Genomic DNA, 24,049 nt, shown 5'->3' on the forward strand with positions numbered 1-24,049 from the left:
ATTTTTAATGTTTGCTGTTTTTGAAAGCTTTTTCCCCCGACTATCCTTGTAAATTACTTAAATTCGCGACAAAACGTAAAAACAGTACCGATGCAATATGTAAATCTTTCTGAAGACATTTATTTTTTAGGTTATAACGACCGTCGTACTCATTTATTTGAGAACATCTGGCCAATCCCTCATGGTATTTCATACAACTCATACATTATCGTTGATGAAAAGATTGCGTTGATTGATACGGTTGAACGTTCGTTTATCGACGAATACCTCGAAAGTATCGAAGAAATTATTGGTGACAGAAAAATAGATTATCTGGTAATTAACCACATGGAGCCCGACCACTCGGGAGCTTTAAGAGCCATCGTGCAAAAATATCCGGAAATTACCCTGGTTGGAAATAAAAAGACCTTCGGTTTTGTGGAAAATTTCTACATGGAACCGGAGCATTTGCTGATGGTGCACGACGATTATGTACTGGAACTTGGCAAACACAGGCTGCAGTTTCAAACTATTCCGATGGTGCACTGGCCCGAAACAATGGTGACTTACGAAGAAACCCAGAAAATACTTTTCTCGGGCGATGCGTTTGGCAGTTTCGGAACGCTTGACGGTGGTATTTTCGATGATGAGATTAACCTCGATTTTTACGAAGAAGAATCCATGCGTTACTTTACCAATATAGTTGGAAAGTATTGTCCGCATACCCAGCGTGCACTTAAAAAGCTGGCTCCGTTTGAAATTAAAATGATTGGCGCAACACACGGCCCGGTTTGGCGCACTAACCTGGACTGGATTCTTTCGCGGTATGAAAAATGGAGTTCGTACACTTTGGATGACGGCGTGGTGATTGTTTTCGGATCGATGTACGGACATACCGAAAAAATGGCCGAAGTGATTGCTCGCAGGCTTGCTGAACGCGGTATTAAAAACATTCGTATCTACGATGCTTCCAAAACACACGCATCTTATATTGTGAACGATGTGTTCAAATACAAAGGATTTATTGTTGGAAGCCCGGCATACAACAATACGCTGTTTCCTAATGTAGAATCAGTGATTTCCACCATTGAGCACCTGGCACCCAAAAATCATTACCTCGGAATATTTGGTAACTTTTCGTGGAACGGCGGCGGTGTGAAAAATTTAAAGTTGTTTGCTGAACGAATTAAGTGGGAGTTGGTGTACGACCCGGTAGAAGAAAAAGGTACTTTGAAAAAAGACAATAAAGAGCAGTTACTTAAACTGGCTGATGCAATGGCCGACAAGTTGCAGGCTGAATAGTGTTTCTGCTGAAAATATAATATAAAACCCGTCAGGATTTAATTTCTGCCGGGTTTGTTTTTTTTAGTGCTTTGTTGTTGTGATAATGTTTTAACGGTTGCATTTGTATTATGACGTTGTCAGGAGCTACACCCGCTGACAAGTCGACAACCTGTCAACGTCGTAAGGCTTGACAGCATTGAAAAAACGAGTCGGTTAAAACATTACCCCCTCGTAAATACCGGATTCCCGGGTGAAGACAGCCGCGGGTTGAATACGTATCCGTCAACATCAAAGGCTTGCAGGTCATCTGCATTTTCGATGCTGTTTTCCAGTATGAAGCGGGTCATTAGTCCGCGCGCCTTCTTTGCATAAAACGAAATCATTTTGTATTGCCCGTTTTTCATGTCTTTAAAAGCAGGGGTGACAATCTCCGCATTCAGTTTTTTTGTGTTGACACTTTTGTAATACTCGTTGGAAGCCAGATTTACCAATGTTTTAGTTCCCGATTCATCAACAGCTTCCTGTATTTTTGCCGTGATTTTGTCGCCCCAGAACGAGTACAAGTCTTTGGCTTTCCCAATGTTTAGCTTTGTTCCCATTTCGAGGCGGTAAGGTTGTATCAGGTCAAGCGGTTTTAATACACCGTAAAGACCCGAGAGGATGCGTAATTTCTGCTGTGCCGCCTTTAATTTCTCTTCCGGGAGGGATGTCGCATCCAGGCCGGAATAAACATCTCCGTTAAAAGCCAGTACGGCCTGCTTTGCATTTTCCGGAGTGAATGGCAAATGCCACATTTGATACCTTTCGAAATTTAAATTCCCGAGGTTTGCAGATATTCCCATCAGCTCAGAAAGCTTTTTGGCACTGGTTTTACGAAGTTTGTCAATCAGTTTTTCAGATTCAATTAAAAACTCGGGAACAGTAAATTCCGATGTAGTTGGCTTTTGTTTGAAATCCAACGATTTTGCCGGCGATATTATAACGAGCATAACTTATTTTTCTTTTTGAAGTAAACGGTTTTATTGCCCAAATGTTTAAAACAATTTGGTTATCCCTGCCTGTTAATTGCAGCCAGTGCCTGTTGAATTGCACTTTTATCCTGTGCCGAAATTCCCTCCGTTTTTAGTGCTTTTTCGTACAATGCCCGAACATCTTTAATCCGGCCGTCACGCGTATAAATTTCAGCCAGAAAACTTACTGCATTCAAGTAAAGCGGATGGTCGGCAATCAATTTTTTCAGGGTTTTTTCCGCCGTGGCTTTTTGGTTGTTCTCCAATTGATAGTAGGCAAGTGTGTAAGCATATTTGGGTTCGTCTGGACGGGCTTGAGCGGCAATTGTGGCATATTGAACTGCTTTGTCCATGTTCCGTTGAGAAACAATTACGCTAAGGTTGTATGCCGCCACTGCTTGTTTGGGGTTGGCTTCCAATGCAGTGAGAAGTGCCTTTTCTGCTTCGTCGGTTTTGCCTTGTTCGGCAAGCAAAAGTCCGAGATTGAGGCTGGCAGCTTCGTTGCCGGGATCAACTTCCAGCGCCTTTTTTAGGTTTTCTTCGGCTTTGGCCTGATTGCCAACGTAGGAATACAACACACTGCTGTTGATAAACGGCATCAACGATTCCGGATACAACCGCGAAGCTGTTTCGTACGATTCAAGCGCTTTGTGTGCATCTCCCTGGTTTTGGTGATATATTCCGAGGTTGTAATACGAACTCCAGTCGTCCGGACGGGCCACCATCGATTTTAAATATTCGTCGGTAGCTTTTGCTACTATATTTTTGTCGGCTTCAGAAAACTGACTTTCGTTGAACGTTGCCAGCGATGCGGCAGCCGAAACACGTACCAGCCGAAACTCATCTGCGGCAGCTGCCACAAGTGCATTCTTTGCTTTTTCTGAAAGATTTCCGCCTAAAGAAGTGGCGGCAGCTGCTCTTGCCAGCGGAGACGGGTTCTCTTTGATTGCAGCCAGCAAGGTTTCCCATTTTCTTTCATCGGGGCAGTTTACCAGCATGCGAATGAATGAAGTAACCACTACTTCGTTGTATTTATTTTCCTGGACTATTTTGAGCATTTCGTCAAGTCGGGTCCAGTTGTTTTCCCGCGCTTCTTTAATGAGTTGTGCCCAGTAAAGCGTTTCGTTTTGGTAATTGCCGTTGGGGCGCATTTTAACAATATTGTTGGCCCACTGCGGCGTTTTGTCGGTGTGGCATTGGTTGCATGCATTTGGTGAACCAAACTTAATGGTTGCTTCAGGCATGGGTGGCCTAAACGAGTGATCGCTGCGAATGAAATGCCCCACAAATTCGCGACTGGGGGCGTGGCAGTTCACACACAATGAACCCGGGCTGTCGGGTTGGTGCATGGTGTGCGCAACAAGTCCTTCAACTTTGTCGCTATGGCACGAAGTACATGCTTTATTCGGCGTTTCTTTAAAACGGTTTCTTCCGCTGGATGTGTGGCAGGTTACGCAATGCAGTTCGCTTTTTGTAACGCAGGCGTTCATTTTCCATCCGGTGAGCGTGTAGTTCTCGCCAAGGTCGCGTCCGTCGGGGTAAAAATCCTGGTCTTCAAGTGTTGCCAGGTTGAAATGGTCGAAATACAACTCGCCCGGCATGTAGCTTTCTGTAATGGGGTTGCCTTTGGCATGGCAGGTTGAGCACGAAGAATTATGCTGCTCCTGCGTAAATGTACTGGTTATAATAATTTTTAAATCGTCGGGCACAGTTCCTTCTTCTGCTTCCATGCAAACGCGCACGTGTTCTGCACTCGGGCCATGGCAGGTTTCGCAGTTAATGCCGGCCTCTTTCCAGGTGGTTTTGTAGGTGTCTGTGGCCAAATCGAAGTTCGAACTCAACTGGCTCACATGGCAATTGTAACAACCTGTATTAAATGTGTACATCCTATCTTTCCAGGGAAGAGCCTCGTCGTTTTGTTCCTGATCAACAAAATGGCGGACGGCCGATTCCGGGTAGTTGAACCAGCTTTTGCGATTCATGTCGTATGCCATTGGAATGGTTTGCAGTTTCCCTTTTTCCAGCGGAGCCAGAAAAGTGAAAACATTTCTTCCGCCCAGTGACCACTGCAGTGTATATTTTCTCAGCAGCTCATCGTCCTTCTTTTCTGTCATCACCATCGATGAGTCTTCGTAAACAATTTCATAGGATTTTTCCTCAATTGTCATCGGCCCGCTTTCGGGCAACGCGTATTCTTTTACAAAGCCAGCATTTACCGGTTGCATAGCCTTTCCGTGAAAAGAGGGCGCCCACAATTCGTAAAACCTTTCGTGGCATTGTATGCAACTTTCTGAGCCGGAAAAACCGTCGTCTGCTACCTCTTGTTTACTGCGCTGAACGCAAGAAGTTGCTGCAAAAAGAAATGATGCTATCGTTATCAGTATTAAATTTTTGGCTCCCATAATTTTTGTTTTACACCACAAATATTGGGATAATTTTAAGAAGAATGAATATAATTTACCCGGTGAAATGAAAAAAAAGGCGCTGGAATATGCTCTGTTTTCTCCGTCGGGCAGGCAATTCACGAGCTAAATAAAATAATTGTACTATTTTAGCTGGAAACGAAAAAATCAGCTCTATGAAACTCGGAATTTTACGCGAAGGAAAAACCCCTGCCGATAATCGGGTGCCGCTAACACCGGAACAATGTGTTGAGGTGCAGAAAAAATTTCCGGGAGTTCGGGTGCTCGTTCAGACTAGCGACGTGAGGTGTTTTAGCGATGAAGAGTACCGGGAGAAAGGGATTCCGGTGCAGGAAGATGTTTCGGATTGCGATGTGTTGATGGGCGTAAAAGAAGTGATTGTTGACGATTTAATTCCGGGAAAGATCTATTTTTTCTTTTCGCATACCATAAAAAAGCAGGAGTATAACCGAAAGCTGCTGCAAACAATTCTGCAGAAAAAAATTCAGCTGGTTGACTACGAAGTGCTGACTGACGAAAACAATATGCGGATTATCGGTTTTGGACGGTTTGCCGGATTGGTGGGTACGTACAACGGATTGCGCGCGCTGGGACTAAGAATGAAACAATTCGATTTGAAACCGGCTCATCAGTGCGACGGGCTGGAGGAAATGCTGTATCAGTTGGAGCGCATTCAGCTTCCCCCGGTAAAGATTGCTTTTACCGGAAACGGGCGGGTTGCAGGCGGTGTGCTGGAGGTTTTGGAGTTTATGAAAATTCGGCAATTGCAGCCTAACGAATATCTGGCGGCGCAACAACTAAACGAACCGGTTTATTGCCAGTTGCTTCCTCAGCATTATGTGAAGCGCAAAGATGGAAATCCTTTTGACTTGAAGCATTTTTTTGAACATCCGGAAATGTATGATAATGCATTTTTGCCTTTTGCCGCTTCAACCGATTTGCTGATTGCCGCAGCATACTGGGATCCCAAAGCGCCGGTACTTTTTACCGCAGCCGACGCAAAAAATGACGAATTCAGTATTGAGGTAATTTCCGATATAACGTGCGATATTGAGGGGTCTATTCCAACAACAAAAAGGGCATCAACGGTAGCAGATCCATTTTACGATTACAATCCGCATACCGGGGCTATGGAGCGGCCGTTTTCTTCGGACGAACACATTACGGTACAGGCTGTTGATAATTTGCCCAACGAATTACCGAAGGATGCGTCACTTGATTTTGGCCGGAACCTGATTGGCAAAGTTTTTCCTGCTTTATTTGGTGATGATTCCGAAGGAATTATAAAGAGAGCCTCTGTTACAAAAGGAGGAAAGCTGACGCAACAGTTTTCCTATTTGCAGGATTTTGTTTCGGGACAGTAAAAACTGTTTGTTTTCGTTTTTTCGAAAACTTTTACCGCATCGGAACTCAGGCGATTTTCCTTTCTTTTTTAATGTTTTCGTAGGCCTGGTTTACCATCTGAAATTTTTCTTTGGCCGCTTTCTGGAAATCTTCGCCCAGGTGGCTAACTTTATCCGGGTGATATTTCATGGCCATCCGGCGGTACGATTTTTTTATCTCCTCGTCGGAAGCAGTAGGCTCAATTTCAAGAATTTTGTAATCGGCATTAATATTCCTTACAAACATGGCCTGAATAGATTCAAAATCGCTGTTGCCAATTCCCATCTCCCCTGCAATGTGTTCTATTAATTTGCGTTCGTTTTCGTCTACATGTGCGTCGGCATTTGCAATTCCAAACAGAAAATGAAGCAACTGCAAGCGTGCCGAGTAATTCATGTTCTGTTTAATTTGTCGGCATACTTCGTTAACCGGAATGGTTTGTTTCAGCAAATCGCGAAGCATTTTTACAGCTTCGTGTGCAGATGCTTCGCCAAAGTTTTGCACCATAAATTTTTTGACATAATCCAGTTCTGACTTCATTACTTTCCCGTCGGCTTTCATTACGGCAGCTACTAAAACCAGAAGGCTCATAACATATCCGCCGGCAGTTGTGCGCCCGGAATAACCGGTTGTTCGTCCCGGTCCGGGCTGTATTTGAGCAGAGCTTCCGTCAATAACGGAACCAATCATAAACCCAAAAATTGCTCCGATGGGACCGCCAACTGCCCATCCCAGTCCTCCGCCAATCCATTTACCAAATTTTGCCATATTCTTTTAAATTTCTATCTATCTGAATGATTTCAGGAATTATCAAATTTTTATTGTCGTTAACCAGTATCTTACTGGCAAGTGGTTTTTTCTTTTCTTCGCTCCATTGTTTTGCCATGCGTTCGTGTACCATTTCTTCGGTAGCATTGTCGCGAGCCATAACCCTTGCTACGCGCTGTTCTTCCGGCGCAGTAACCAATAACGTAAAGTCCATCATTCTATATAAACCGCTTTCGAACAGAATTGCCGCTTCATGGATAATGTATGGCGCATTTTGCTGCATATTAATCCAATTTTCAAATTCTTTACGAACAACGGGATGTACCAATTCGTTTACTTTTGCCAGCTGAATATCGTTATTGAAAATTTCTGAAGCAAGTTTTTTTCGGTCAAGGTTGCCATCTGGTGTGTAAATGCTTTCTCCAAACAGGTGAATCAATCCGCTTTTGATTGGTTTGTTGGTATTGTATAAACTTTTGGCCACAGCATCTGCTTCGAAAACAGGAACGCCAAGTACTCTGAAAACGTTACAAACAGTAGATTTGCCGCTGCCGATTCCTCCTGTTATGCCAACCGCTAAAGTCATTTTTTTTGTTTTTTTGAATTATTCCGTTTCGATTAAATACTCAACCGAGGCGGGGACAACTTTTATGAGTTGAATAAACGACTGGCCTGTTTTAACAGAAACGTCCAGCGCATTGTTTCCGGAGAGTGCCTGTTGGTAATCTACGCTTGCCGTAAAATCGTGTGGCGAAACGTTTTCGTATTCATTTAAACCAACCATTACGGTTACGGTAATTTGTGGCGGAAATAGTTTTAAGTCAACTCCCTGGGGCACATTGTTCCCCTGGATGGGGATTGTAAGTTTTTTCTCGGTGAATTTTTCAACCGGGATGGAAATTGTCACTTTTTCGGGAGATACTTTTGTGTTTTGAGGAAAAATGATCGGGACTATTTTTTCCAGACTTTTGTTTACCTCTTTAAAATCTCTGGCTTCGGTAGGCAACACTGTCAGCGTGTCCAACAGAGCAGCCGGCCCTGCAATTTCAATACTGTCGGGAGTAGCTGTTACAACTCCTTTTAAGAAAAACTGCTGTTCAAATTCAAGTGAAACTTTAGGTAAAACCGGCAGTTTTTTAATTTGCATGCTGTCGAAAACCAGCGTAATGGTTTGGGGCGAAACAGCATTAATACTGATTTCTTTACTTACCTGGTCGCTTATCCGGCGGATCAGTATTTCCGACGGAACTTTATACTCGTTTGAAGCGCCTCCCATAGACTGGCTGATTGCCGAAAGATCTAAAATTACGGGCGAAAACGAGAATGCCAACTTGTGCCGAAGCAGGGTAAAACCGTGTGCCTGAACATTCAGATCTATTTTTGTGGGCGGAGTATTGGCCAGAAATAAATTTTTTGGCGGATTTACATATTTTACCGAGTAGGTTAGCTCTGTGGTATAATCTTTATTCAGCGCATTTAAAAACCACAGCGAAGTTGCAATGAGCAGGCAGATCGCAAACACTACAATCCGCTTGTCGTTTCGTAACTTTTCGCGGTTGAAGAATGTTAATATTTCCGTGATTTTTTTATTCATCTGACAATTTCAAACCCCAAAATTAATGAATCATTTTTTGATTATAACTTTCAAGTTTGCCAATTAAATCAGGAAATTCACCTAGTTTGTGTTTAATTATTTGAATGTCAAATGCTTTTAATCCATTATCCAGCTCTGAACAGTAATTTAATACAGGGCTGCAGGAATACCTGGAAGCCATTTTTTCCAGTTCTTCTTTAAAATGCTCTATTTCGAAAATGATCAGATTGTCTTTTATGTATTCCCATTTTTCCATAAAAACATCACGCGACTCTTTTAGGACGTTTTGCAAGTTATTCTGACACTCACCCTGAATTTTTATTTGTTTTTCAGAAGCAGTATTCTTGGGAATATTTTCTTCGATGTAGCTGAATTTCAGAAAACGTTTAAGCAAAGCATTCAGATCTTTTTTGAAGACAGGTTTTTGCAGGAATCCGTCGAACAGCTCGTTTATACGGGTGTTGTGGTCTTTTATGGTTGACGCGGTAAATGCAATTACGGGAATGTGATTCAGATCTTTGTCCTGTTTTATCAGTTCGGCAGCATCAAAACCACTGATTCCGGGCATGCGGATGTCCATAAAAATGAGGTCGGGCTTTTCTGTTTTTAATTTAGCCAACGCATCCGTCCCGTCGTTTGCCTCAATAAATCTTACATTTTCAGAGCCTATCAGTTGCTTTAAAACCATTATGTTATATTTTATGTCGTCTGTTATCATAATGGTACACGGAGCCAGTTTCATTGCTGCGCCGTCGCGAACCGGTTCCACGCGCGAATTATCGGAATGATCTACTTCAACATCGAAAAGAGTTACTGTAAATACCGAACCTTTTCCCTGCTTACTCGATAACTTAATTGTACCGTTAAGCTTTTTTAGCAATCCGTTGACAATGGCCAGTCCCAACCCGGTTCCTTCGTAGGTTTTGTTGGTCTGTCCGGGTTGCTGGGTAAACGAGTCAAAAATATTTTTTTGTTGGGCGGTTTTAATGCCAATCCCTGTGTCTTCAACCGAAAGCACCAGGTTTACTCTGTTTTTCTTCCGTGCTTTGGCCGCGTGGGCAGAAATATGAATATGCCCCTTGTCTGTGAATTTTATGGCGTTGCTTACCAAATTAAAAACGATTTGGTAAAACCGCAGTTCGTCCATTAACACAAAATCGGGCACGCTGGAGTCAGTCGTAATTTTCAGGGAAAGCTTTTTGTCTTCCACTTTCTGCTGGAAAACCATTTTTATGTCATTAATTACTTCCTGATAGTTCATCGGGTGGATATCAACATTAATTTTCCCCGATTCGATTTTTGATAGATCCAGAATATCGTTCAGAAGATTCAACAGGTTTCGAGCACTATGTAAAATGGTATTAATATATTCCCGATGCTGGTTGTTTGTTTCATTTTCGAACAACCACTGACTGAATCCCAGAATGGCATTTAGCGGGGTTCGTATTTCGTGCGATACGTTGGCCAGAAATTCGGATTTAGAACGCAACGCATTTTCAGCATTGATTTTTGCTTCTTCCAGCTCTTTTTTTAATAAGTGAGCTTCGGTAACATCTTTTATAATGGCCAGTGCTTTTCCTGTATCCACCCTCTCCAGGTGTACTTTGTAATAACTTTTTTCGCCTTCATTTGTAATTTCAAATTCAGATAATCCCGATGTCAAACATTTTTTTAACTCCCGTGTAAAAATTGCAGATTCCTTGTCCTGAAAGGCATTTTGCAGGGTTAATGTTTCAGCTTGGGAAAACTTTTTAAATAATATTGAATTATTGTGTATCGGAGTATTCAGGAATTTACCGTCTTCATCCAGATAAATAATTGTTTCCGAGATGAAATTCAAAAGAATTTCTTTTTTCTTTTCTTCAATTTTTGCTTCTGCCTGTTTTGTATCTGCTTTCTTTTTTTCGTGCTTTTGGATAGTTGCTTTTTGTGCTTGCCGGGTCTCCCTGTTAACATTTTTTTTGGTCATAATTATCCCTTAATTATTTCTTTGTCAGGTTCAAAAAATGAATTTTGTAATACTCTCTCTCTGTAAATTGTCTTTTTGACATGTTGAAAATACTTAATTTTTCTAATTCCCGGATGTATTCGGGCCTGAAAATTATTAATGTAGTTTTTTAATTGTATTTTGAGCAGAGCCGTGAAAAAAGTAATATTTTTGAATTCTATTAATCCTTTCAATAAAATAAGAAAATCATTTTTGAATGAAAATAGCAGTTGTAGGAACAGGTTACGTAGGGTTGGTTTCGGGAACTTGCTTTGCTGAAACCGGAGTAGATGTAGTTTGTGTAGATGTAAACCAACAAAAGATCGAAAAACTGAATAATGGGCAAATCCCCATTTACGAACCCGGACTTGAAGATATATTTAAGCGAAATGTAGAAAAAGGCAGGTTGCAGTTTTCTACAGATTTAGCAAGCAACCTCAAGGATACTGACGTTGTATTTATTGCTGTGGGAACGCCTCCCGATGAAGACGGAAGCGCTGATTTGAAATATGTATTGGGAGTGGCCGGCGAAATAGGGCGGAGCATGGATCATTATATGGTTGTAGTAACCAAAAGTACCGTCCCTGTTGGCACTTCGGTAAAGGTAAAAAATGCCATTCAGGCAGAACTCGAAAAGAGGGGAGTTGATATAGGTTTCGATGTGGCTTCCAATCCCGAGTTTTTGAAAGAAGGTAGTGCCGTTCAGGATTTCTTGCGACCCGACAGAATCGTAATTGGTACCGATTCTGAAAAAGCCCAAACAGTAATGAAAAGGCTCTACAAACCATTCTTGTTAAACGGACATCCCATTTTGTTTATGGATATCATTTCGTCTGAGATGACCAAATATGCTGCCAACTCCATGCTGGCTACCCGCATTAGTTTTATTAATGATATCGCCAATTTGTGTGAAATTTTGGGCGCTGATATCGATGCGGTTAGAAAAGGAATTGGTTCTGATCCCCGCATTGGAAACAAATTTTTGTACCCTGGTACCGGGTACGGCGGGTCGTGCTTTCCCAAAGATGTAAAGGCCTTAATCCGAACTGCCGACGAAAACGGGCATTCGCTGGAGATATTAAAGGCTGTTGAAGCCGTAAATGATCGTCAGAAATCCATTCTGTTTAATAAGGTAAAACAGCACTTTGACGGAGAGTTAAAAGGACGAAAATTTGCGATATGGGGACTCGCTTTTAAACCCAAAACTGATGATATGCGTGAAGCTCCTTCGTTGGTTATTGTGGAGAAACTGCTGGAGGCAGGAGCCACGGTTGTGGCTTATGATCCGGTGGCAAAGGAAGAAGCCAGACGCATTTTGGGAGATAAAATTATTTTGGCAAAAGACGAGTACGAAGCTTGTATTGATGCCGATGCGCTTTTGCTGGTTACAGAATGGCCCGAGTTCAGAATTCCGAACTTTAAAGTGCTGGGCAAACTGCTGAAAAACAAGCTGATTTTTGACGGAAGGAATATTTACGACTTGGCAGAACTTGACGAACTTGCATTTACATATTATCCTGTGGGACGAAAATCAATAATACACTAAACTATGAAACGGATTTTGGTTACCGGTGGTGCCGGCTTTGTTGGCTCTCATCTTTGCGAGTATTTATTGAATCAGGGAAATGAAGTCATTTGCCTTGATAATTATTTTACGGGAAAAAAACAGAAAATTGTTCACCTGATGAACAATCCGTGGTTCGAACTGATTCGACACGATGTAACCATGCCGTTTTACATTGAGGTGGACGAAATATACAACCTCGCCTGTCCTGCGTCGCCGGTTCATTACCAGTACAACGCCATTAAAACCATAAAAACATCGGTTATGGGCGCCATTAATATGCTGGGATTGGCCAAACGCACCAGGGCAAAAATTCTACAGGCCTCTACCAGTGAAGTTTATGGCGATCCGGAAGTGCATCCCCAGCCCGAGAGTTACTGGGGAAATGTTAACCCGATTGGTGTTCGTTCGTGTTATGATGAAGGGAAACGTTGTGCCGAATCGTTGTTTATGAATTACTATCATCAAAACAATGTGCGGATAAAAATTATTCGGATTTTTAATACTTACGGCCCCAAAATGGAACCCAACGACGGCCGGGTAGTTTCCAATTTTATTGTACAGGCTTTGCAAAATAAGGATATCACTATTTTTGGCGACGGAAATCAGACGCGCAGTTTTCAGTATGTGAGCGATTTGGTAGAAGGGATGGTTCGAATGATGAATACTGACGATTCTTTTACAGGCCCCATAAATATTGGAAATCCCGGAGAGTTCACCATGTTGCAGCTTGCCCGGGAAATTCTTGATATTACGGGGTCAAAATCGAAAATAGTGCATTTCCCTCTGCCGGAGGATGATCCGGTGCAGCGGAAGCCTGACATTTCGCTTGCCCACGAAAAGCTGAACGGGTGGGAGCCCAAAGTGCCGCTTCGCGAGGGGTTATTAAGAACCATTGAATATTTTGATAAGTTGCTGATAGAGGAGGGGAGGAGGTAACTGTTTTTTAACTAAAGAACAGTTCTTTTCCGAAGTGCCAGGCCATCAATCCTGAAACAACAAGCTTCATCAGAGTGCCAAGTAAAAAGCCGATGAATGAGCCAAACCCTGATTTTATGGCTGCAGCCGAGTCTTTTCCGGCAGTGAGTTCGCCAATAACTGCACCTAAAAACGGGCCGATAATAATTCCTAAAGGAGGAAAGAAAAACAGCCCGATGATCAGTCCGATAATACTTCCCCAAACTCCTCTGTTGCTCCCCCCAAAACGTTTGGTGCCCCATGCCGGGATGGCATAATCGAGAAGATACACCGCAACTGTTACAATGCCCCAAATGATTAAAAAACGCGACGAGAATTGATACTTATCTGTAAAATGAAGGAAGAGTAATCCGATATAACTAAGTGGCGGCCCGGGTAAAACAGGCAAAACTGCTCCGAGAATTCCACCAACTATGAATAATACTCCGAATATTATTAATACATAATCCATTTTTGCAACTTTAATTTGTTGGTTGCAAATAAACGTAGAAATTTGATTTTTTTTGTAAAGAAATATGGTGTTTGTGTGTTGTGGAAAATGAAGACCATATTTTTTCCTCCTCGCCATTTCTGCTTTTAGGCTCTTTGAGGGAGACGAAATTATTGTATTTTTGTTTTCTGAAACCGCAGAAGTCAATCGAAATCGAGGATTTCGGGGTTTTTAACAAGACAATGTTAATTGTTTCCTTAAAAACTTATAGAACAGTTTGATTTTTTATCAAAAAAGTATTTTCTTTGCAAGCCGTTTTAAGTAACGAGTTTATTTGTACATCAAGAAATTATAATAAAAATGTCACAAGTTTGTCAAATAACAGGTAAAAGAGCAATGGTTGGGAACAATGTTTCTCACTCAAAACGCAGGGTTAAAAGGAAATTTAACGTTAACCTGTTCAGAAAGAAATTTTATCTTCCGGATGAAAATCGCTGGGTTGTTTTAACTGTATCAGCTCACGGGCTTCGTATCATCAATAAAAAAGGTGTGGTAGCCGCCGTTAAGGAAGCAAAAGAAAAAGGATTTATCGAAAAAAATTAAAGGACTGAGCAATGGCTAAAAAAGGTAAAGGCAACAGGATTCAGGTAATTTTGGAATGCACCGAACATAAAGACAGCGGAATGCCGGGGACTTCACGGTACATTACTACCAAAAACAGAAAAAATACACCTGACAGGTTGGAAATGAAAAAGTACAACCCAATTTTGAAGAAAGTTACGGTTCATAAAGAAATTAAATAAGCATTTGAGTTATGGCAAAGAAAGCAGTTGCAACATTACAAAAAGGTGCCGGTAAAGGCCATTCTAAAGTGATTAAAATGGTTAAATCACCCGTGACCGGAGCATATGTTTTTAAAGAAGAAGTGATTACCAACGACGAGGTAAAAAACTATTTTCAAAAACAATAGAAAATATTACGCATGTACAGAAAAAGCTTTCATCAAACGGTGAAAGCTTTTTTTGTTTCGGAACACGACATGCCCGGTTACCCGAAAAATATTGCTACTTTTAGCCACTACAAATTTTTTTGAATAATGGGAATATTTGGAAGTTTTACCAAAAGCAAAAAAGATAATCTCGATAAAGGCCTTTCTAAAACAAAGGAAAGTGTTTTTAAAAAACTGGGGCGTGCTGTTGTGGGCAAGTCCAAGGTAGACGACGAAGTATTGGATAACCTCGAAGAGGTATTAATTACTTCGGACGTGGGGGTAGAAACAACCCTTAAAATAATTGGGCGCATCGAAGAACGGGTTTCGCGCGATAAATACCTTGGTGTAGATGAATTGAACCAAATTTTAAAGGAAGAGATTGCCGCATTGCTGGAGGAAAATAACTCAGAAGATGTTTCTGATTTTGAACTTCCTGAAACTGAAAAACCATACGTTATTATGGTTGTGGGAGTAAATGGTGTTGGAAAAACCACAACCATTGGTAAGCTGGCTCATCAATTTAAACAGGCTGGTAAAAAGGTTTACCTTGGAGCGGCCGATACTTTCAGGGCTGCTGCCATCGAACAACTGGAAATATGGGCAGAACGGGTGGATGTTCCTATTGTGAAGCAGAAAATGGGAGCCGATCCCGCGTCTGTTGCGTACGATGCGGTATCGTCAGCCAAAGCCAACAATGCCGATGTGGTAATTATTGACACTGCCGGGCGTCTGCACAACAAAGTAAATTTGATGAATGAATTGTCTAAGATTAAAAAAGTAATGTCTCGTATTGTTCCGGGGGCACCACACGAGGTTTTGCTTATTTTAGACGGCTCTACCGGGCAGAATGCATTCGAACAGGCCAAACAGTTTACCAAAGCAACTGAAGTTACTTCTTTGGCGCTTACCAAACTCGATGGAACAGCAAAAGGAGGCGTGGTAATTGGCATTTCAGATCAGTTTAAAATTCCGGTGAAATACATTGGCATTGGAGAGAAAATGGAGCATTTGCAGATTTTTAGAAGACGTGAGTTTGTTGAATCGCTGTTTTCTGAATCCTAATACTTTTTCCCGGGGGGTAATTTCCTGTCGTTGTTTTTTGTGTAGGTCGCGCAGTTGTTGGAATTACGACTGTGTTGAATTTGCATATTAAGGAGTTTCATGCAAATTTTGCGGGCATAATTGCCCCGTAAAAGTGAAAGCTGCCAACTACTTGAATACTGGCCAGAGTACCTTCTCTCGATAATTTTTTTGTTCAAAAAAACAAAATGGATCTGCATTTTGTCTGGCAACCATGTTTCTCATTTTTTGCTTGTTCGCAATAACATTGAACTTTTTATTGTAATTTTCTGTGTTCTAATGTTTCGACGTTTCTTTTTGTGGCATAAAATATTTATGTAAAACGAATGAAAGAACTGTCGAAAATGAATATTGTACCAGATGAAAACAATAGAAGAAAGTGTTGTATTGGCAATGGATGGCGATGATGAGAAGCTTTTTCCTTATTTGCCTTACATTTTACAAGACATTTGGGAAATTGGAGCCGACCCCGGTGTTATTATTGACTTAATAAGCAGCCGTTTTCGTAATTGTGCAGATTTGAATGTTTTGGACTTAGGTTGCGGCAAAGGTGCGGTTTCTGTACGTGTAGCCAAAGAGCTTGGTTGTCGTTGCCTGGGAATTGATGCAGTGGAGGCGTTTATTGCGGTTGCACAACAAAAAAGTCAGGAATATCAAGTTAGGCATCTTTGTACGTTTGAGGCGGGTGATATCCGGAAACGGGTAAATAGTTTATCTGGTTTTGATGTTGTTGTTCTTGGCGCAATTGGCCCTGTATTTGGCAACTATTATGAAACGCTAACTACTTTATTCGGATGCCTCAATAGAAAAGGAATTTTTATAATAGATGACGGATACATCGGTGATGAAAGTGAATTCTGTCATCCGCAAATGTTTAAGAGAAAGGAGATGCTTGAGCAAATTCATCTGGCAGGTATGGAGATTGTTGAACAGCGTATTTTCCCGAGGAAAGAATTAGTGGAGGAAGACGAGTGCATTTTCAAAAGATTGAAAAAAAGATGCCTGGAGTTATCCGAAAAACATCCTGACAAGCAGCAATTGTTTTTTGACTACATCAGAAAACAGGAAGTAGAAAATGATATCCTTGAAAATAAAATAGTTGTTGCAACTATGGTGATTAAGGCCAGAAACTAAACTCCCTGGGGAAAACAGTATTCTCGATTTTTGGTTGAAAACATTTTGATTATACAAAAAACAGGCTCAGAATGAAAATAAAAATCATTGCACTAACTCCCTGAATAAGTGTTGCAACGGTGTGTGTTTTGTATCCTGTTTTTACATCCATCCCTGAAAATTGAGTCACTACCCAAAAGAAACTGTCGTTGGCGTGAGAGATGGTCATGGCGCCGGCGCCGGTTGCCATAACAGCCAGTACTTTTCCATTTAACGAATCCAGGCCAATGGAAGAAAGCAACGGCGCAATAAGGGCCGATGTTGCAACCAGCGCCACTGTGGATGACCCCTGTGCTGTTTTAAAAGCAGCTGCAATAATAAAAGGGAGAAAAATTCCCAGTTGGTAATCTGCCAGCATGTTGCCCAACGTTTCACCAATATGCGTTTCTTTAAGGATGGCGCCAAAAGCTCCTCCTGCACCGGTAATAAGCAGAATTGGCGCTGCTGCGCTAATTCCATCGCCAATCCAGCCGGTAAGTGTTTCTTTGTTTAGTGCAGGAAACAGCAGGAATGAAAGTAAAAAACCGATAAGAAGAGCATTTACCGGTTGTCCGGAAAAGTTGAGGAATGAAACAAAAAATCCTTCGCCTAAAGGTTTTGAAGGATAAGTGGCTACAGAACGAAGCGCGATGAGAAAAATCGGCACCAGAATTGGCATCAGCGCTTTGGCTGCCGATGGCAGTTTTATTGCGCCGTGCAATTCAGCCGAGGGAGTTTCTGTGTCTTCGGTTGTTGTGAATTTTTTTCCGGCAAACGATGCCCATGCATAACCGGCAAAAAGTGCGACCAGCCCCACCGCCAGCCCGAACAGAATAACCAGTCCCAACTGATCGTTAAGTCCGAGGTTACCGGCAGCAGCAATTGGCCCGGGAGTAGGAGGCACAAATGTGTGCGCGGCATAAAGCCCGGTTGCAAGTGCAATGGAAAGCGCAACCGAAGGTTTTCCGGTTTGATGCACCAGTGACTTTTTTAATGAAGAAAGAATTACATAAGCCGAATCACAAAAAACAGGAATGGAAACGATGTATCCGATAATGGACATGGCCAACGCCGGATAACGTTTCCCTACCAGTTTCAATACAATATCAGCAAGCTTTATGGCGGCGTTTGACTTTTCTAAAACAGTACCGATGATAGTTCCCAAAACGATTACGATGCCAATGTAAGCCATGATGTCCCCGAAGCCACGGGCAATGGAAGCCGCAATGTTTTCAATTGGTAGTCCGGCCAGTGCGCCCGCCACGTATGATGCAAGCAGCAGAACGATAAACGGATGCAGTTTCAGGCGTGTTGTGCCAATAATTATAAAAAGAACCGAAATCAACAGTACCGAGATGAGCCAAAGTCCTTCGGGCATTGCGCAGGGGATTTATAACGTTTTAAAATTAAGCTGATTCTCAATGAAATGAATCGGAACTTCAGTGACAAATTTTTCGAGCCACTCTGCACAGTACTTCATTCCTGCTTCTTCAGACTTGGTGTGTCCAATAAAAATAATGGCTTTGTTTCGTCCCTGTTGCACTGCGTCGTTCATGTAAAGGTACGTTTCCCATTCGCGTGCCTCGCCGGCAAGCAGTACTTCCATTTTGTCGTTTCCCAGCATTTCTATATGCCGCTGTCCGCCCGGCGCGCCGGCCATAATTGCCAGCTTTGTAAACTTCATGTCGGGGTTGCCAATAATCCTTACCGTTTCCAGGTTAAGCTTTTCTTTCAGTTCTGCAGAATAATCTTCCAGCGTTTGTTCAGGGAGGTGAAAAAAGGTTCTGGAGCCATTATCCGAGTATTTTTCCAGATCCAATTTGCGAATCATTCCCGCCCTGATTCCGTCCGGGTCTGTTCTGTGAATGTGATCGTGAAACCTGAAAATTACCAGGTTGTGTTTTTTGATGAATTCCATTTTTTCGTTGAAAACCGGATCGTTCGAGTAACTTCCGGTTTCATCAAGATGATTGTAAAATATCGGCTCGTGCGTAATTATAAAGTTTGACCCCAATTCAACGGCCTTCTTTAAAACCTGCATGTCGGCAAACATACACACAGTAATGCTGTTTATTTTTGTTTTGGGATTTCCTGCTTTAAAAGTGTCCACTGTTTCGTCCGACCAGTTGCAGGTAACATGGTCTTTTATCCGGGTTACAACGTCTTCCGGAGTAATTTCCCGGTTTTGTGCATGCATAAAAAAGGGAATCAACAAGAGAAATGTGGTTGAAATATTTGCTTTCATTCGTTTTTTGATTGTTTGTTTTTGTTTGTGATACTGAAACTTACACGTTAAATACCTGCACGTTTCATAAAAAAAATCTATTTCGCTATAAAAGTAATTGATTTTTCGATTACGAAGAAGTTAAATCTTCACGGAAAAGGTTAAAAATACTGGTTGTGCAGGCTGTTTAACATAGCTTTTTCAGCAAACTCTAACTGGAACAGCGTGATATCAATTTTTCGGGTTTGGGGCTACGTTAAGTTTGTGACAAAAGTTACACGATGTTGATACATATCAAGGTAATAAAGATAAATTTGTCGTTTATTCTCAGAATAAATTGTCTATATTCGGCACCCTGAATTTAAAATCAAATTTTTATAATTATGAATCATGGAATTGTTGAATCAATGCCCTTGTGGATGTCGTTACCATTCCTGGTAATGTTGCTGTTTATTGCAGTGGGGCCATTGTTATTCAATCATTGGTGGGAAAAAAACAAAAACAAATTAATTGTTTCTCTTGTGCTGGGTATTCCGGTATCAATTGTTTTAATTCTCCGTGGTTTGCAACACGAGTTGATGCACCAAATTTTGTTTGATTACATCCCGTTTATTATTCTGTTGGGTGCTCTTTTTGTTATTACAGGAGGCATTCACCTGAAAGGCGACATCGAAGCAAAACCGATTACCAATACCTTGTTTTTGGCTATCGGGGCAGTGCTTGCATCGTTTATGGGAACTACCGGAGCAGCAATGTTGCTGATTCGCCCGCTCATCAGAACCAACGAAGAACGGAAGTTTAAAGTGCATACAATCCTGTTTTTTATAGCCATTGTGGCTAATGCAGGTGGTATGTTAACTCCGCTGGGCGATCCTCCGCTTTTTCTGTTGTATTTGAGGGGGGCGCCGTTTACCTGGTTTTTTGAGTTGTTCTGGCCATGGCTTTTTGTGAATTCGACATTTCTGATACTCTTTTTCATTACTGATAGTTACTACCATGCAAAAGAGCCAATTGCTGCAATTGCAAAAGATCGTTCGGTTCGTGAGCCCATCCGGTTAGAAGGAAAATTAAACTTTGTTTTTCTGATTGGCGTAATTTTGTCAGTTGCTTTTCTTAATCAGCAATTTATTCCTGCAATTCATGATAACCATTACTTTGCTTTTATTCGCGAAGGTGTTATTCTGACGATGGCTATTTTGTCGTTGACAACCAGCAACAAAACAATGCGTTATGTTTCTAATAACTTTACATGGACTCCAATTATTGAAGTAGCTTTCCTTTTCTTTGGAATTTTCATCACCATGGTTCCGGCGTTAATTTACCTGCGGGAAAATGCCGGGTCATTTGGAATTGATTCTCCTGCGCTTTTCTACAGTGCAACCGGAGGATTAAGCGCTTTCCTGGATAACGCACCGACTGCAGTATCTTTTCATAATTTGGCGCTGGGAATGGCCAATCAGCTTGGAAGCACAAACCTGGTTGCCGGAATACCCGAAATCTTCCTGAAAGCAATTAGTCTGGGAGCTGTATTTTTTGGAGCGATGACTTATATTGGAAACGGTCCGAATTTTATGGTAAAAGCAATTGCCGAAGAAAATAAGATTGAGATGCCGGGTTTCTTCGCATACATTTTTAAGTTTTCAGTAGTTGTTTTATTGCCCGTTTACGTGTTAACACAATACCTTTTTCTGTAGAAAAAGAACACAGATAAATGAAAATCGTCGGGAATTAATTTCCGGCGATTTTTTTTGCTCTATACTTTATGTTTGGAGTAATAGTTTGACGGTAACACTTTGGGGTGTTTTTATATTTTAACCTGATGTGTTTTGGAAAATAGCAATGTTAAGACAGGTTAAAAAGCAACAGCGTCGCTTAAAAAAAAGAAAAAACAATTTTAGTTTGTTTTTAATCTTATAGTTTTGCCGGCCATGAAAAACAGAAAAATGAGAAACAAAAATTTGATAATTCTTCTTTTAGCTTTAGTGATTGTAAGTTGTGGTGCCCCGAAAAACCTGATTTCGTATAAAGAAAATGCGGAGTTGGCAGCGAGTGGCGGAAATTACACGGAAGCAACAAAAGCCTGGAAAGAGTACTTTGCTCAGTTTCCGGGAATGAATGAATTGGACGGAGCCGAGTATGCCCGGGCTGCTCAAACCGCCATGAAAGCCGGAGACTCCGGGCTGGCAGTTGAGTGGTTCGACCAGGCTCGCTACAAAAACTACGGCGATGCTGAAATGTACGCCACCCTCGCCGGTATTTACCAGGAACAGGGAAATCTTTCCAAAGAGCTTTCGGCACTTGAGTTTTTAAAGACCAATTTTGAAAACGAATCATCCAATATAAACAACAGGCTTTTTTCGATATACGATGAAACAGGCATGAAAGAAAAAGCCTTGGAGGCGTGGGATGATTTGTCGCAGGAAGAAAAAAGCAGTGAGCAAAACCTGGAAAAATATTTTTTGCTGAACAGGGAAAAGGGAAACGATCAGCTATGTGATTCCGTTAGCATTGCTTTGCTGAATGTGAACCCGGAAAACGTTCCGGCACTGGAATGGACTGCTCCCAAAATTTATCATTTCGCGGAAAAACGCTACCAGACCGAAATGGCAAATTACGAAAAGAATCGCACCCGGAGCCAGTATCGTATTTTGTTAAAGGAGCTCGATAAAGTAACTGCAGATTTTAAGAAATCGCTGGGGTATTTTGAGAAGTTGTGGAAGCTGAGGCCCGATTCGCGTAAAGAATATGCCGGTTACATGTCGAACATTTACGTGCGTTTTAACGACGAGAAAAAAGCCGCTTATTACCGAAATTTTTTGGATTAGCTGTTTTGATAATTTTGAACAGCTTTTTATTGAGCTTCGGTTATTTGCGCAAGATAATCGAAATGCTCTCCTTCTTTAACTTTTTTGCAGTTCAGTCCTATGTCGCTACATATTTTCCGGAGCGTTTCAAAATCGGTATATAACCAACGAAAGGTTGTTTGGGCATCCTTATAAATAAGCTCGTACTCCATTTCACCAAAATATGCGTCACTGGCTAAGTCCACCCAAACAGAACCGTCCTCTTCTTCAAAAAGGTAGCTAATGTCAGACGAGTCAATCAGAATTTGTCCGTTTTTATTTAGCATGCTTTTCAGGCGGATGAGCAAATTTTTCAGCCCTTCTAAGGTTTCGCCGAGCCCGGTTCCGTTCATTAAAATCAGAATGGTATCAAATCCTTTTTCATTAAAATGAAAAATGTCTGAGCATACGACCTGGTTAACTCCTCTTTTTTTCATTACATCGGCTGCCAGCTTCGATTTTTCCAGGGCAATTACATCCAGCCCCTGTTTTTGTAATTCCAGTGCATGGCACCCGGCAGCTGCTCCAACGTCCAGAATTCTTCCCTTGCAGTGATTTACTGCTATTCCTTCCAAATCCTGCATATCCTCCGTGCTTCTGAAAAACAACGCAGGAGAGAGCGATTCTCCTTCGGTGTAGTTGGTGTGTATTTCAATATCAGGAGCCTCGCCAAACTCAAAATAATCGGCAATTGCCCTTCCAATGGGATCGTTCATGTGTGTATTTTTCAATAATTTATTCAACATTATTTTTGGGCTGATAATGCCTTTTTAGCCAGCTCGCCAGCCCGTCGAGCCCCTGAAAAAGCACTCGCTCGGTGATGTTTGCCTGATCAAGTTTATCGCGCACTTCCCATTTCAACTCTGCCGGGATAATAATCCGTCGATAAAGATCGGGGTGTTTAATCAGCCACTCATCGAAGATGGCAGTAGGATTGGTCATAATGGAGAACAACGCAAACTGGTTGACAATTCGCTCATCCAGCGATGGCGGCTCGAAAAAAAGTACATTTCCGGGCCCAATTATTTCGTCGAATTTTTGAAGTGTGATAAATTCTGATTCGAGCATTTCCACGGTAAAAGCATTGCATTGTTCCTGACTGAGTAAGGCATTTAGCGGTTCAGGGATTAAACGGTTTACTTTTACAAAATCGACTTTCCATATCACTCCGTCAACATCGAATTTTTCAGTATTTGAAGTGGCAAAATGCATGGCAACAAAAGGGGAGTAGGTCCAGTCCAGTAACCGGGTTGTGAGCCCGTGATGCTGTGCCAGCACCAACGACCGCAATTGTGTATTGGTAAGCTGAGGCTCGCTGGTCCGGGCATACTTTCTGAAATTTCGGAGAAGATGGTATTCCAGCTCGGGGTGACGACCGCAGTTTCTCAAAAAACTGTTTTTCAACTGGTAGGTGCAGTCAGACAATCCTCTGAAAGCATAATCGCTTCTGTACCTTCCCAGCTGCGGTTTCCATGCATCATGATACACTTCCTCAACCAGTTGATTCCATGTTTTTACCACCACATCGTTAGCCGTTATCTTGCAGGTCATTTTATCCTTTTTCGTTTTGGTGCTAAATTACGAAACAAACATGAGCTGCAATAGCAGTATCTGGATAAACATTGTTTTTGCTCGCAATTTACACGTAAGTGCGGTGCAACGTTCTTCTGTTTTATGTTTAAAAAAGTACTGGAAAATTATTTTTGTTGGAACTATCTGTTTATTTTGCATCGACTTAATCTTATGAACGAAATGGTCGATATAAAAGATCCATCTATTTTTATTTACATAAAAAAAGGCGACGAGAAAGCTTTTAGTCTTCTGTTTGAAGGTTATTATGCTGGATTGTCTTTTTTTGCCATGAAATACCTAAATGATTTGGATCTGGGACGTTCGCTGGTGCAGCAAGTCTTTATAGATTTGTGGCAAAACCGGCAAAAGATAGAAGTAAAAAAGTCAGTAAAATCCTATTTGTTCCAAACCGTAAGAAACCGTTGTATCGATTATTTAAGAAAAGCAAAAACTGTTGTTGAGGTATCCGAATTGCATGCCGACATGGAAGAAGTCCCTTTTCACGATTTGGTGGAAGAAGCTGAATTGAACGAACGAATTAATAGTGCAGTCAGTCAACTTCCTGAAAAGTGTCGTGAAGTTTTTTTGCTCTGCCGTTTCGAAGGGCTGAAGTACGCCGAAATAGCGAGAGAATTGAATATTTCGATTAAGACGGTTGAAATGCAAATGGGAATCGCTTTAAAAAAACTTCGGGAAAATTTATCTGATTACCAGATGATTAATCTGATGGCCTGTTTTTTTACTACAAATAATTGAATTACGTTACAGGGTAAATCGTTTTGTTTTC

General features: G+C 41.5%; 23 protein-coding genes. 12 read left to right on the forward strand and 11 right to left on the reverse strand.

Annotation, left to right across the window (positions count from 1 at the left end):
* The first annotated feature begins 90 nt into the window (after positions 1–90).
* Positions 91–1,281: an FprA family A-type flavoprotein gene (locus tag BUB08_RS17105; protein ID WP_073003134.1), complete on the forward strand. Its 1,191-nt coding sequence runs from the start codon at positions 91–93 to the stop codon at positions 1,279–1,281.
* A gap of 203 nt (positions 1,282–1,484) precedes the next feature.
* Here BUB08_RS17105 and yaaA read toward each other — a convergent pair whose 3' ends face one another.
* Together yaaA and BUB08_RS17115 are read right to left on the reverse strand one after the other, a co-directional pair.
* The gene (gene yaaA / locus BUB08_RS17110; protein ID WP_073003135.1) at positions 1,485–2,252 is read right to left on the reverse strand and encodes a peroxide stress protein YaaA; all 768 of its coding nucleotides are present in this window, start codon (positions 2,250–2,252) and stop codon (positions 1,485–1,487) included.
* A gap of 59 nt (positions 2,253–2,311) precedes the next feature.
* A complete protein-coding gene (locus BUB08_RS17115; RefSeq protein WP_073003136.1) occupies positions 2,312–4,675 on the reverse strand; it encodes a tetratricopeptide repeat protein in 2,364 nt (787 codons plus the stop codon).
* Between the two features lie 176 nt (positions 4,676–4,851).
* Here BUB08_RS17115 and BUB08_RS17120 point away from each other — a divergent pair, with 176 nt between their 5' ends.
* Positions 4,852–6,060, forward strand: a complete 1,209-nt coding sequence (locus tag BUB08_RS17120; protein WP_073003137.1) for an NAD(P)-dependent oxidoreductase — start codon at positions 4,852–4,854, stop codon at positions 6,058–6,060.
* Between the two features lie 46 nt (positions 6,061–6,106).
* On the opposite strand, the gene BUB08_RS17125 is transcribed toward BUB08_RS17120, so the two are convergent.
* Genes BUB08_RS17125 through BUB08_RS17140 form a run of 4 tightly spaced genes read right to left on the reverse strand, consistent with a single transcriptional unit; the run spans position 6,107 to position 10,410 of the window.
* Positions 6,107–6,847, reverse strand: a complete 741-nt coding sequence (locus tag BUB08_RS17125; RefSeq protein WP_073003138.1) for a TerB family tellurite resistance protein — start codon at positions 6,845–6,847, stop codon at positions 6,107–6,109.
* Complete coding sequence (coaE, locus tag BUB08_RS17130) at positions 6,831–7,433, reverse strand: dephospho-CoA kinase (RefSeq protein ID WP_073003139.1); 603 nt, start codon at positions 7,431–7,433, stop codon at positions 6,831–6,833. Before coaE ends, BUB08_RS17125 begins: the two co-directional genes overlap by 17 nt.
* An 18-nt stretch (positions 7,434–7,451) precedes the next feature.
* A complete protein-coding gene (locus BUB08_RS17135) occupies positions 7,452–8,441 on the reverse strand; it encodes a CdaR family protein (protein WP_073003140.1) in 990 nt (329 codons plus the stop codon).
* Between the two features lie 22 nt (positions 8,442–8,463).
* Entirely contained in the window at positions 8,464–10,410 is a 1,947-nt protein-coding gene (locus BUB08_RS17140; RefSeq protein WP_073003141.1) for an ATP-binding protein, read from the reverse strand.
* Positions 10,411–10,645: 235 nt separating this feature from the next.
* Between BUB08_RS17140 and BUB08_RS17150 the strand changes: the two genes are divergently transcribed.
* On the forward strand, positions 10,646–11,974 hold the full coding sequence (locus BUB08_RS17150; protein ID WP_073003143.1) for a UDP-glucose dehydrogenase family protein: 1,329 nt from the start codon (positions 10,646–10,648) through the stop codon (positions 11,972–11,974).
* Between the two features lie 3 nt (positions 11,975–11,977).
* Positions 11,978–12,931 (forward strand): UDP-glucuronic acid decarboxylase family protein, encoded by a 954-nt coding sequence (locus BUB08_RS17155; protein WP_073003144.1) that lies wholly within the window; start codon positions 11,978–11,980, stop codon positions 12,929–12,931.
* A 7-nt stretch (positions 12,932–12,938) separates the two neighbouring features.
* Here BUB08_RS17155 and BUB08_RS17160 read toward each other — a convergent pair whose 3' ends face one another.
* Positions 12,939–13,421 (reverse strand): DUF456 domain-containing protein, encoded by a 483-nt coding sequence (locus BUB08_RS17160; protein ID WP_073003181.1) that lies wholly within the window; start codon positions 13,419–13,421, stop codon positions 12,939–12,941.
* 339 nt (positions 13,422–13,760) lie between these two features.
* Between BUB08_RS17160 and rpmB the strand changes: the two genes are divergently transcribed.
* From rpmB to BUB08_RS17190, 5 genes are all read left to right on the forward strand, one after another.
* Positions 13,761–14,003, forward strand: coding sequence for a 50S ribosomal protein L28 (gene rpmB / locus BUB08_RS17165; RefSeq protein ID WP_073003145.1), 243 nt, complete (start codon positions 13,761–13,763; stop codon positions 14,001–14,003).
* Positions 14,004–14,014: 11 nt separating this feature from the next.
* Entirely contained in the window at positions 14,015–14,203 is a 189-nt protein-coding gene (gene rpmG / locus BUB08_RS17170) for a 50S ribosomal protein L33 (RefSeq protein WP_073003146.1), read from the forward strand.
* 11 nt (positions 14,204–14,214) lie between these two features.
* Positions 14,215–14,370: a DUF4295 domain-containing protein gene (locus BUB08_RS17175; protein ID WP_073003147.1), complete on the forward strand. Its 156-nt coding sequence runs from the start codon at positions 14,215–14,217 to the stop codon at positions 14,368–14,370.
* A gap of 126 nt (positions 14,371–14,496) precedes the next feature.
* The gene (ftsY, locus tag BUB08_RS17180) at positions 14,497–15,453 is read left to right on the forward strand and encodes a signal recognition particle-docking protein FtsY (protein WP_073003148.1); all 957 of its coding nucleotides are present in this window, start codon (positions 14,497–14,499) and stop codon (positions 15,451–15,453) included.
* A gap of 378 nt (positions 15,454–15,831) precedes the next feature.
* Positions 15,832–16,605 (forward strand): SAM-dependent methyltransferase, encoded by a 774-nt coding sequence (locus BUB08_RS17190; protein WP_073003150.1) that lies wholly within the window; start codon positions 15,832–15,834, stop codon positions 16,603–16,605.
* Positions 16,606–16,654: 49 nt separating this feature from the next.
* Here BUB08_RS17190 and BUB08_RS17195 read toward each other — a convergent pair whose 3' ends face one another.
* Together BUB08_RS17195 and BUB08_RS17200 are read right to left on the reverse strand one after the other, a co-directional pair.
* Positions 16,655–18,001 (reverse strand): GntP family permease, encoded by a 1,347-nt coding sequence (locus tag BUB08_RS17195; protein WP_073003151.1) that lies wholly within the window; start codon positions 17,999–18,001, stop codon positions 16,655–16,657.
* 12 nt (positions 18,002–18,013) lie between these two features.
* A complete protein-coding gene (locus tag BUB08_RS17200; RefSeq protein ID WP_083570833.1) occupies positions 18,014–18,868 on the reverse strand; it encodes a Nif3-like dinuclear metal center hexameric protein in 855 nt (284 codons plus the stop codon).
* 362 nt (positions 18,869–19,230) lie between these two features.
* On the opposite strand from BUB08_RS17200, the gene BUB08_RS17205 reads away from it, so the two are divergent.
* Both BUB08_RS17205 and BUB08_RS17210 read left to right on the forward strand, forming a co-directional pair.
* Complete coding sequence (locus BUB08_RS17205) at positions 19,231–20,541, forward strand: sodium:proton antiporter (RefSeq protein ID WP_073003153.1); 1,311 nt, start codon at positions 19,231–19,233, stop codon at positions 20,539–20,541.
* Positions 20,542–20,790: 249 nt separating this feature from the next.
* The gene (locus BUB08_RS17210) at positions 20,791–21,672 is read left to right on the forward strand and encodes a tetratricopeptide repeat protein (RefSeq protein WP_139249774.1); all 882 of its coding nucleotides are present in this window, start codon (positions 20,791–20,793) and stop codon (positions 21,670–21,672) included.
* 26 nt (positions 21,673–21,698) lie between these two features.
* On the opposite strand, the gene BUB08_RS17215 is transcribed toward BUB08_RS17210, so the two are convergent.
* A complete protein-coding gene (locus BUB08_RS17215; protein ID WP_175550035.1) occupies positions 21,699–22,406 on the reverse strand; it encodes a class I SAM-dependent methyltransferase in 708 nt (235 codons plus the stop codon).
* 19 nt (positions 22,407–22,425) lie between these two features.
* Positions 22,426–23,241, reverse strand: a complete 816-nt coding sequence (locus BUB08_RS17220; RefSeq protein ID WP_073003156.1) for an FRG domain-containing protein — start codon at positions 23,239–23,241, stop codon at positions 22,426–22,428.
* A gap of 192 nt (positions 23,242–23,433) precedes the next feature.
* On the opposite strand from BUB08_RS17220, the gene BUB08_RS17225 reads away from it, so the two are divergent.
* A complete protein-coding gene (locus BUB08_RS17225; RefSeq protein WP_217651647.1) occupies positions 23,434–24,018 on the forward strand; it encodes an RNA polymerase sigma-70 factor in 585 nt (194 codons plus the stop codon).
* Positions 24,019–24,049 lie beyond the last annotated feature (31 nt).

Origin of the sequence: Mariniphaga anaerophila, assembly GCF_900129025.1 — a bacterium.
GTDB lineage: Bacteria > Bacteroidota > Bacteroidia > Bacteroidales > Prolixibacteraceae > Mariniphaga > Mariniphaga anaerophila.

Excerpts from the sequence above, each read along its gene's own strand:
- BUB08_RS17105 (WP_073003134.1), top strand. The coding sequence starts at position 91 with ATGCAATATGTAAATCTTTCTGAAGACATTTATTTTTTAGGTTATAAC.
- yaaA (WP_073003135.1), bottom strand. The coding sequence starts at position 2,252 with ATGCTCGTTATAATATCGCCGGCAAAATCGTTGGATTTCAAACAAAAG.
- BUB08_RS17115 (WP_073003136.1), bottom strand. The coding sequence starts at position 4,675 with ATGGGAGCCAAAAATTTAATACTGATAACGATAGCATCATTTCTTTTT.
- BUB08_RS17120 (WP_073003137.1), top strand. The coding sequence starts at position 4,852 with ATGAAACTCGGAATTTTACGCGAAGGAAAAACCCCTGCCGATAATCGG.
- BUB08_RS17125 (WP_073003138.1), bottom strand. The coding sequence starts at position 6,847 with ATGGCAAAATTTGGTAAATGGATTGGCGGAGGACTGGGATGGGCAGTT.
- coaE (WP_073003139.1), bottom strand. The coding sequence starts at position 7,433 with ATGACTTTAGCGGTTGGCATAACAGGAGGAATCGGCAGCGGCAAATCT.
- BUB08_RS17135 (WP_073003140.1), bottom strand. The coding sequence starts at position 8,441 with ATGAATAAAAAAATCACGGAAATATTAACATTCTTCAACCGCGAAAAG.
- BUB08_RS17140 (WP_073003141.1), bottom strand. The coding sequence starts at position 10,410 with ATGACCAAAAAAAATGTTAACAGGGAGACCCGGCAAGCACAAAAAGCA.
- BUB08_RS17150 (WP_073003143.1), top strand. The coding sequence starts at position 10,646 with ATGAAAATAGCAGTTGTAGGAACAGGTTACGTAGGGTTGGTTTCGGGA.
- BUB08_RS17155 (WP_073003144.1), top strand. The coding sequence starts at position 11,978 with ATGAAACGGATTTTGGTTACCGGTGGTGCCGGCTTTGTTGGCTCTCAT.
- BUB08_RS17160 (WP_073003181.1), bottom strand. The coding sequence starts at position 13,421 with ATGGATTATGTATTAATAATATTCGGAGTATTATTCATAGTTGGTGGA.
- rpmB (WP_073003145.1), top strand. The coding sequence starts at position 13,761 with ATGTCACAAGTTTGTCAAATAACAGGTAAAAGAGCAATGGTTGGGAAC.
- rpmG (WP_073003146.1), top strand. The coding sequence starts at position 14,015 with ATGGCTAAAAAAGGTAAAGGCAACAGGATTCAGGTAATTTTGGAATGC.
- BUB08_RS17175 (WP_073003147.1), top strand. The coding sequence starts at position 14,215 with ATGGCAAAGAAAGCAGTTGCAACATTACAAAAAGGTGCCGGTAAAGGC.
- ftsY (WP_073003148.1), top strand. The coding sequence starts at position 14,497 with ATGGGAATATTTGGAAGTTTTACCAAAAGCAAAAAAGATAATCTCGAT.
- BUB08_RS17190 (WP_073003150.1), top strand. The coding sequence starts at position 15,832 with ATGAAAACAATAGAAGAAAGTGTTGTATTGGCAATGGATGGCGATGAT.
- BUB08_RS17195 (WP_073003151.1), bottom strand. The coding sequence starts at position 18,001 with ATGCCCGAAGGACTTTGGCTCATCTCGGTACTGTTGATTTCGGTTCTT.
- BUB08_RS17200 (WP_083570833.1), bottom strand. The coding sequence starts at position 18,868 with ATGAAAGCAAATATTTCAACCACATTTCTCTTGTTGATTCCCTTTTTT.
- BUB08_RS17205 (WP_073003153.1), top strand. The coding sequence starts at position 19,231 with ATGAATCATGGAATTGTTGAATCAATGCCCTTGTGGATGTCGTTACCA.
- BUB08_RS17210 (WP_139249774.1), top strand. The coding sequence starts at position 20,791 with ATGAGAAACAAAAATTTGATAATTCTTCTTTTAGCTTTAGTGATTGTA.
- BUB08_RS17215 (WP_175550035.1), bottom strand. The coding sequence starts at position 22,406 with ATGAACGATCCCATTGGAAGGGCAATTGCCGATTATTTTGAGTTTGGC.
- BUB08_RS17220 (WP_073003156.1), bottom strand. The coding sequence starts at position 23,241 with ATGACCTGCAAGATAACGGCTAACGATGTGGTGGTAAAAACATGGAAT.
- BUB08_RS17225 (WP_217651647.1), top strand. The coding sequence starts at position 23,434 with ATGAACGAAATGGTCGATATAAAAGATCCATCTATTTTTATTTACATA.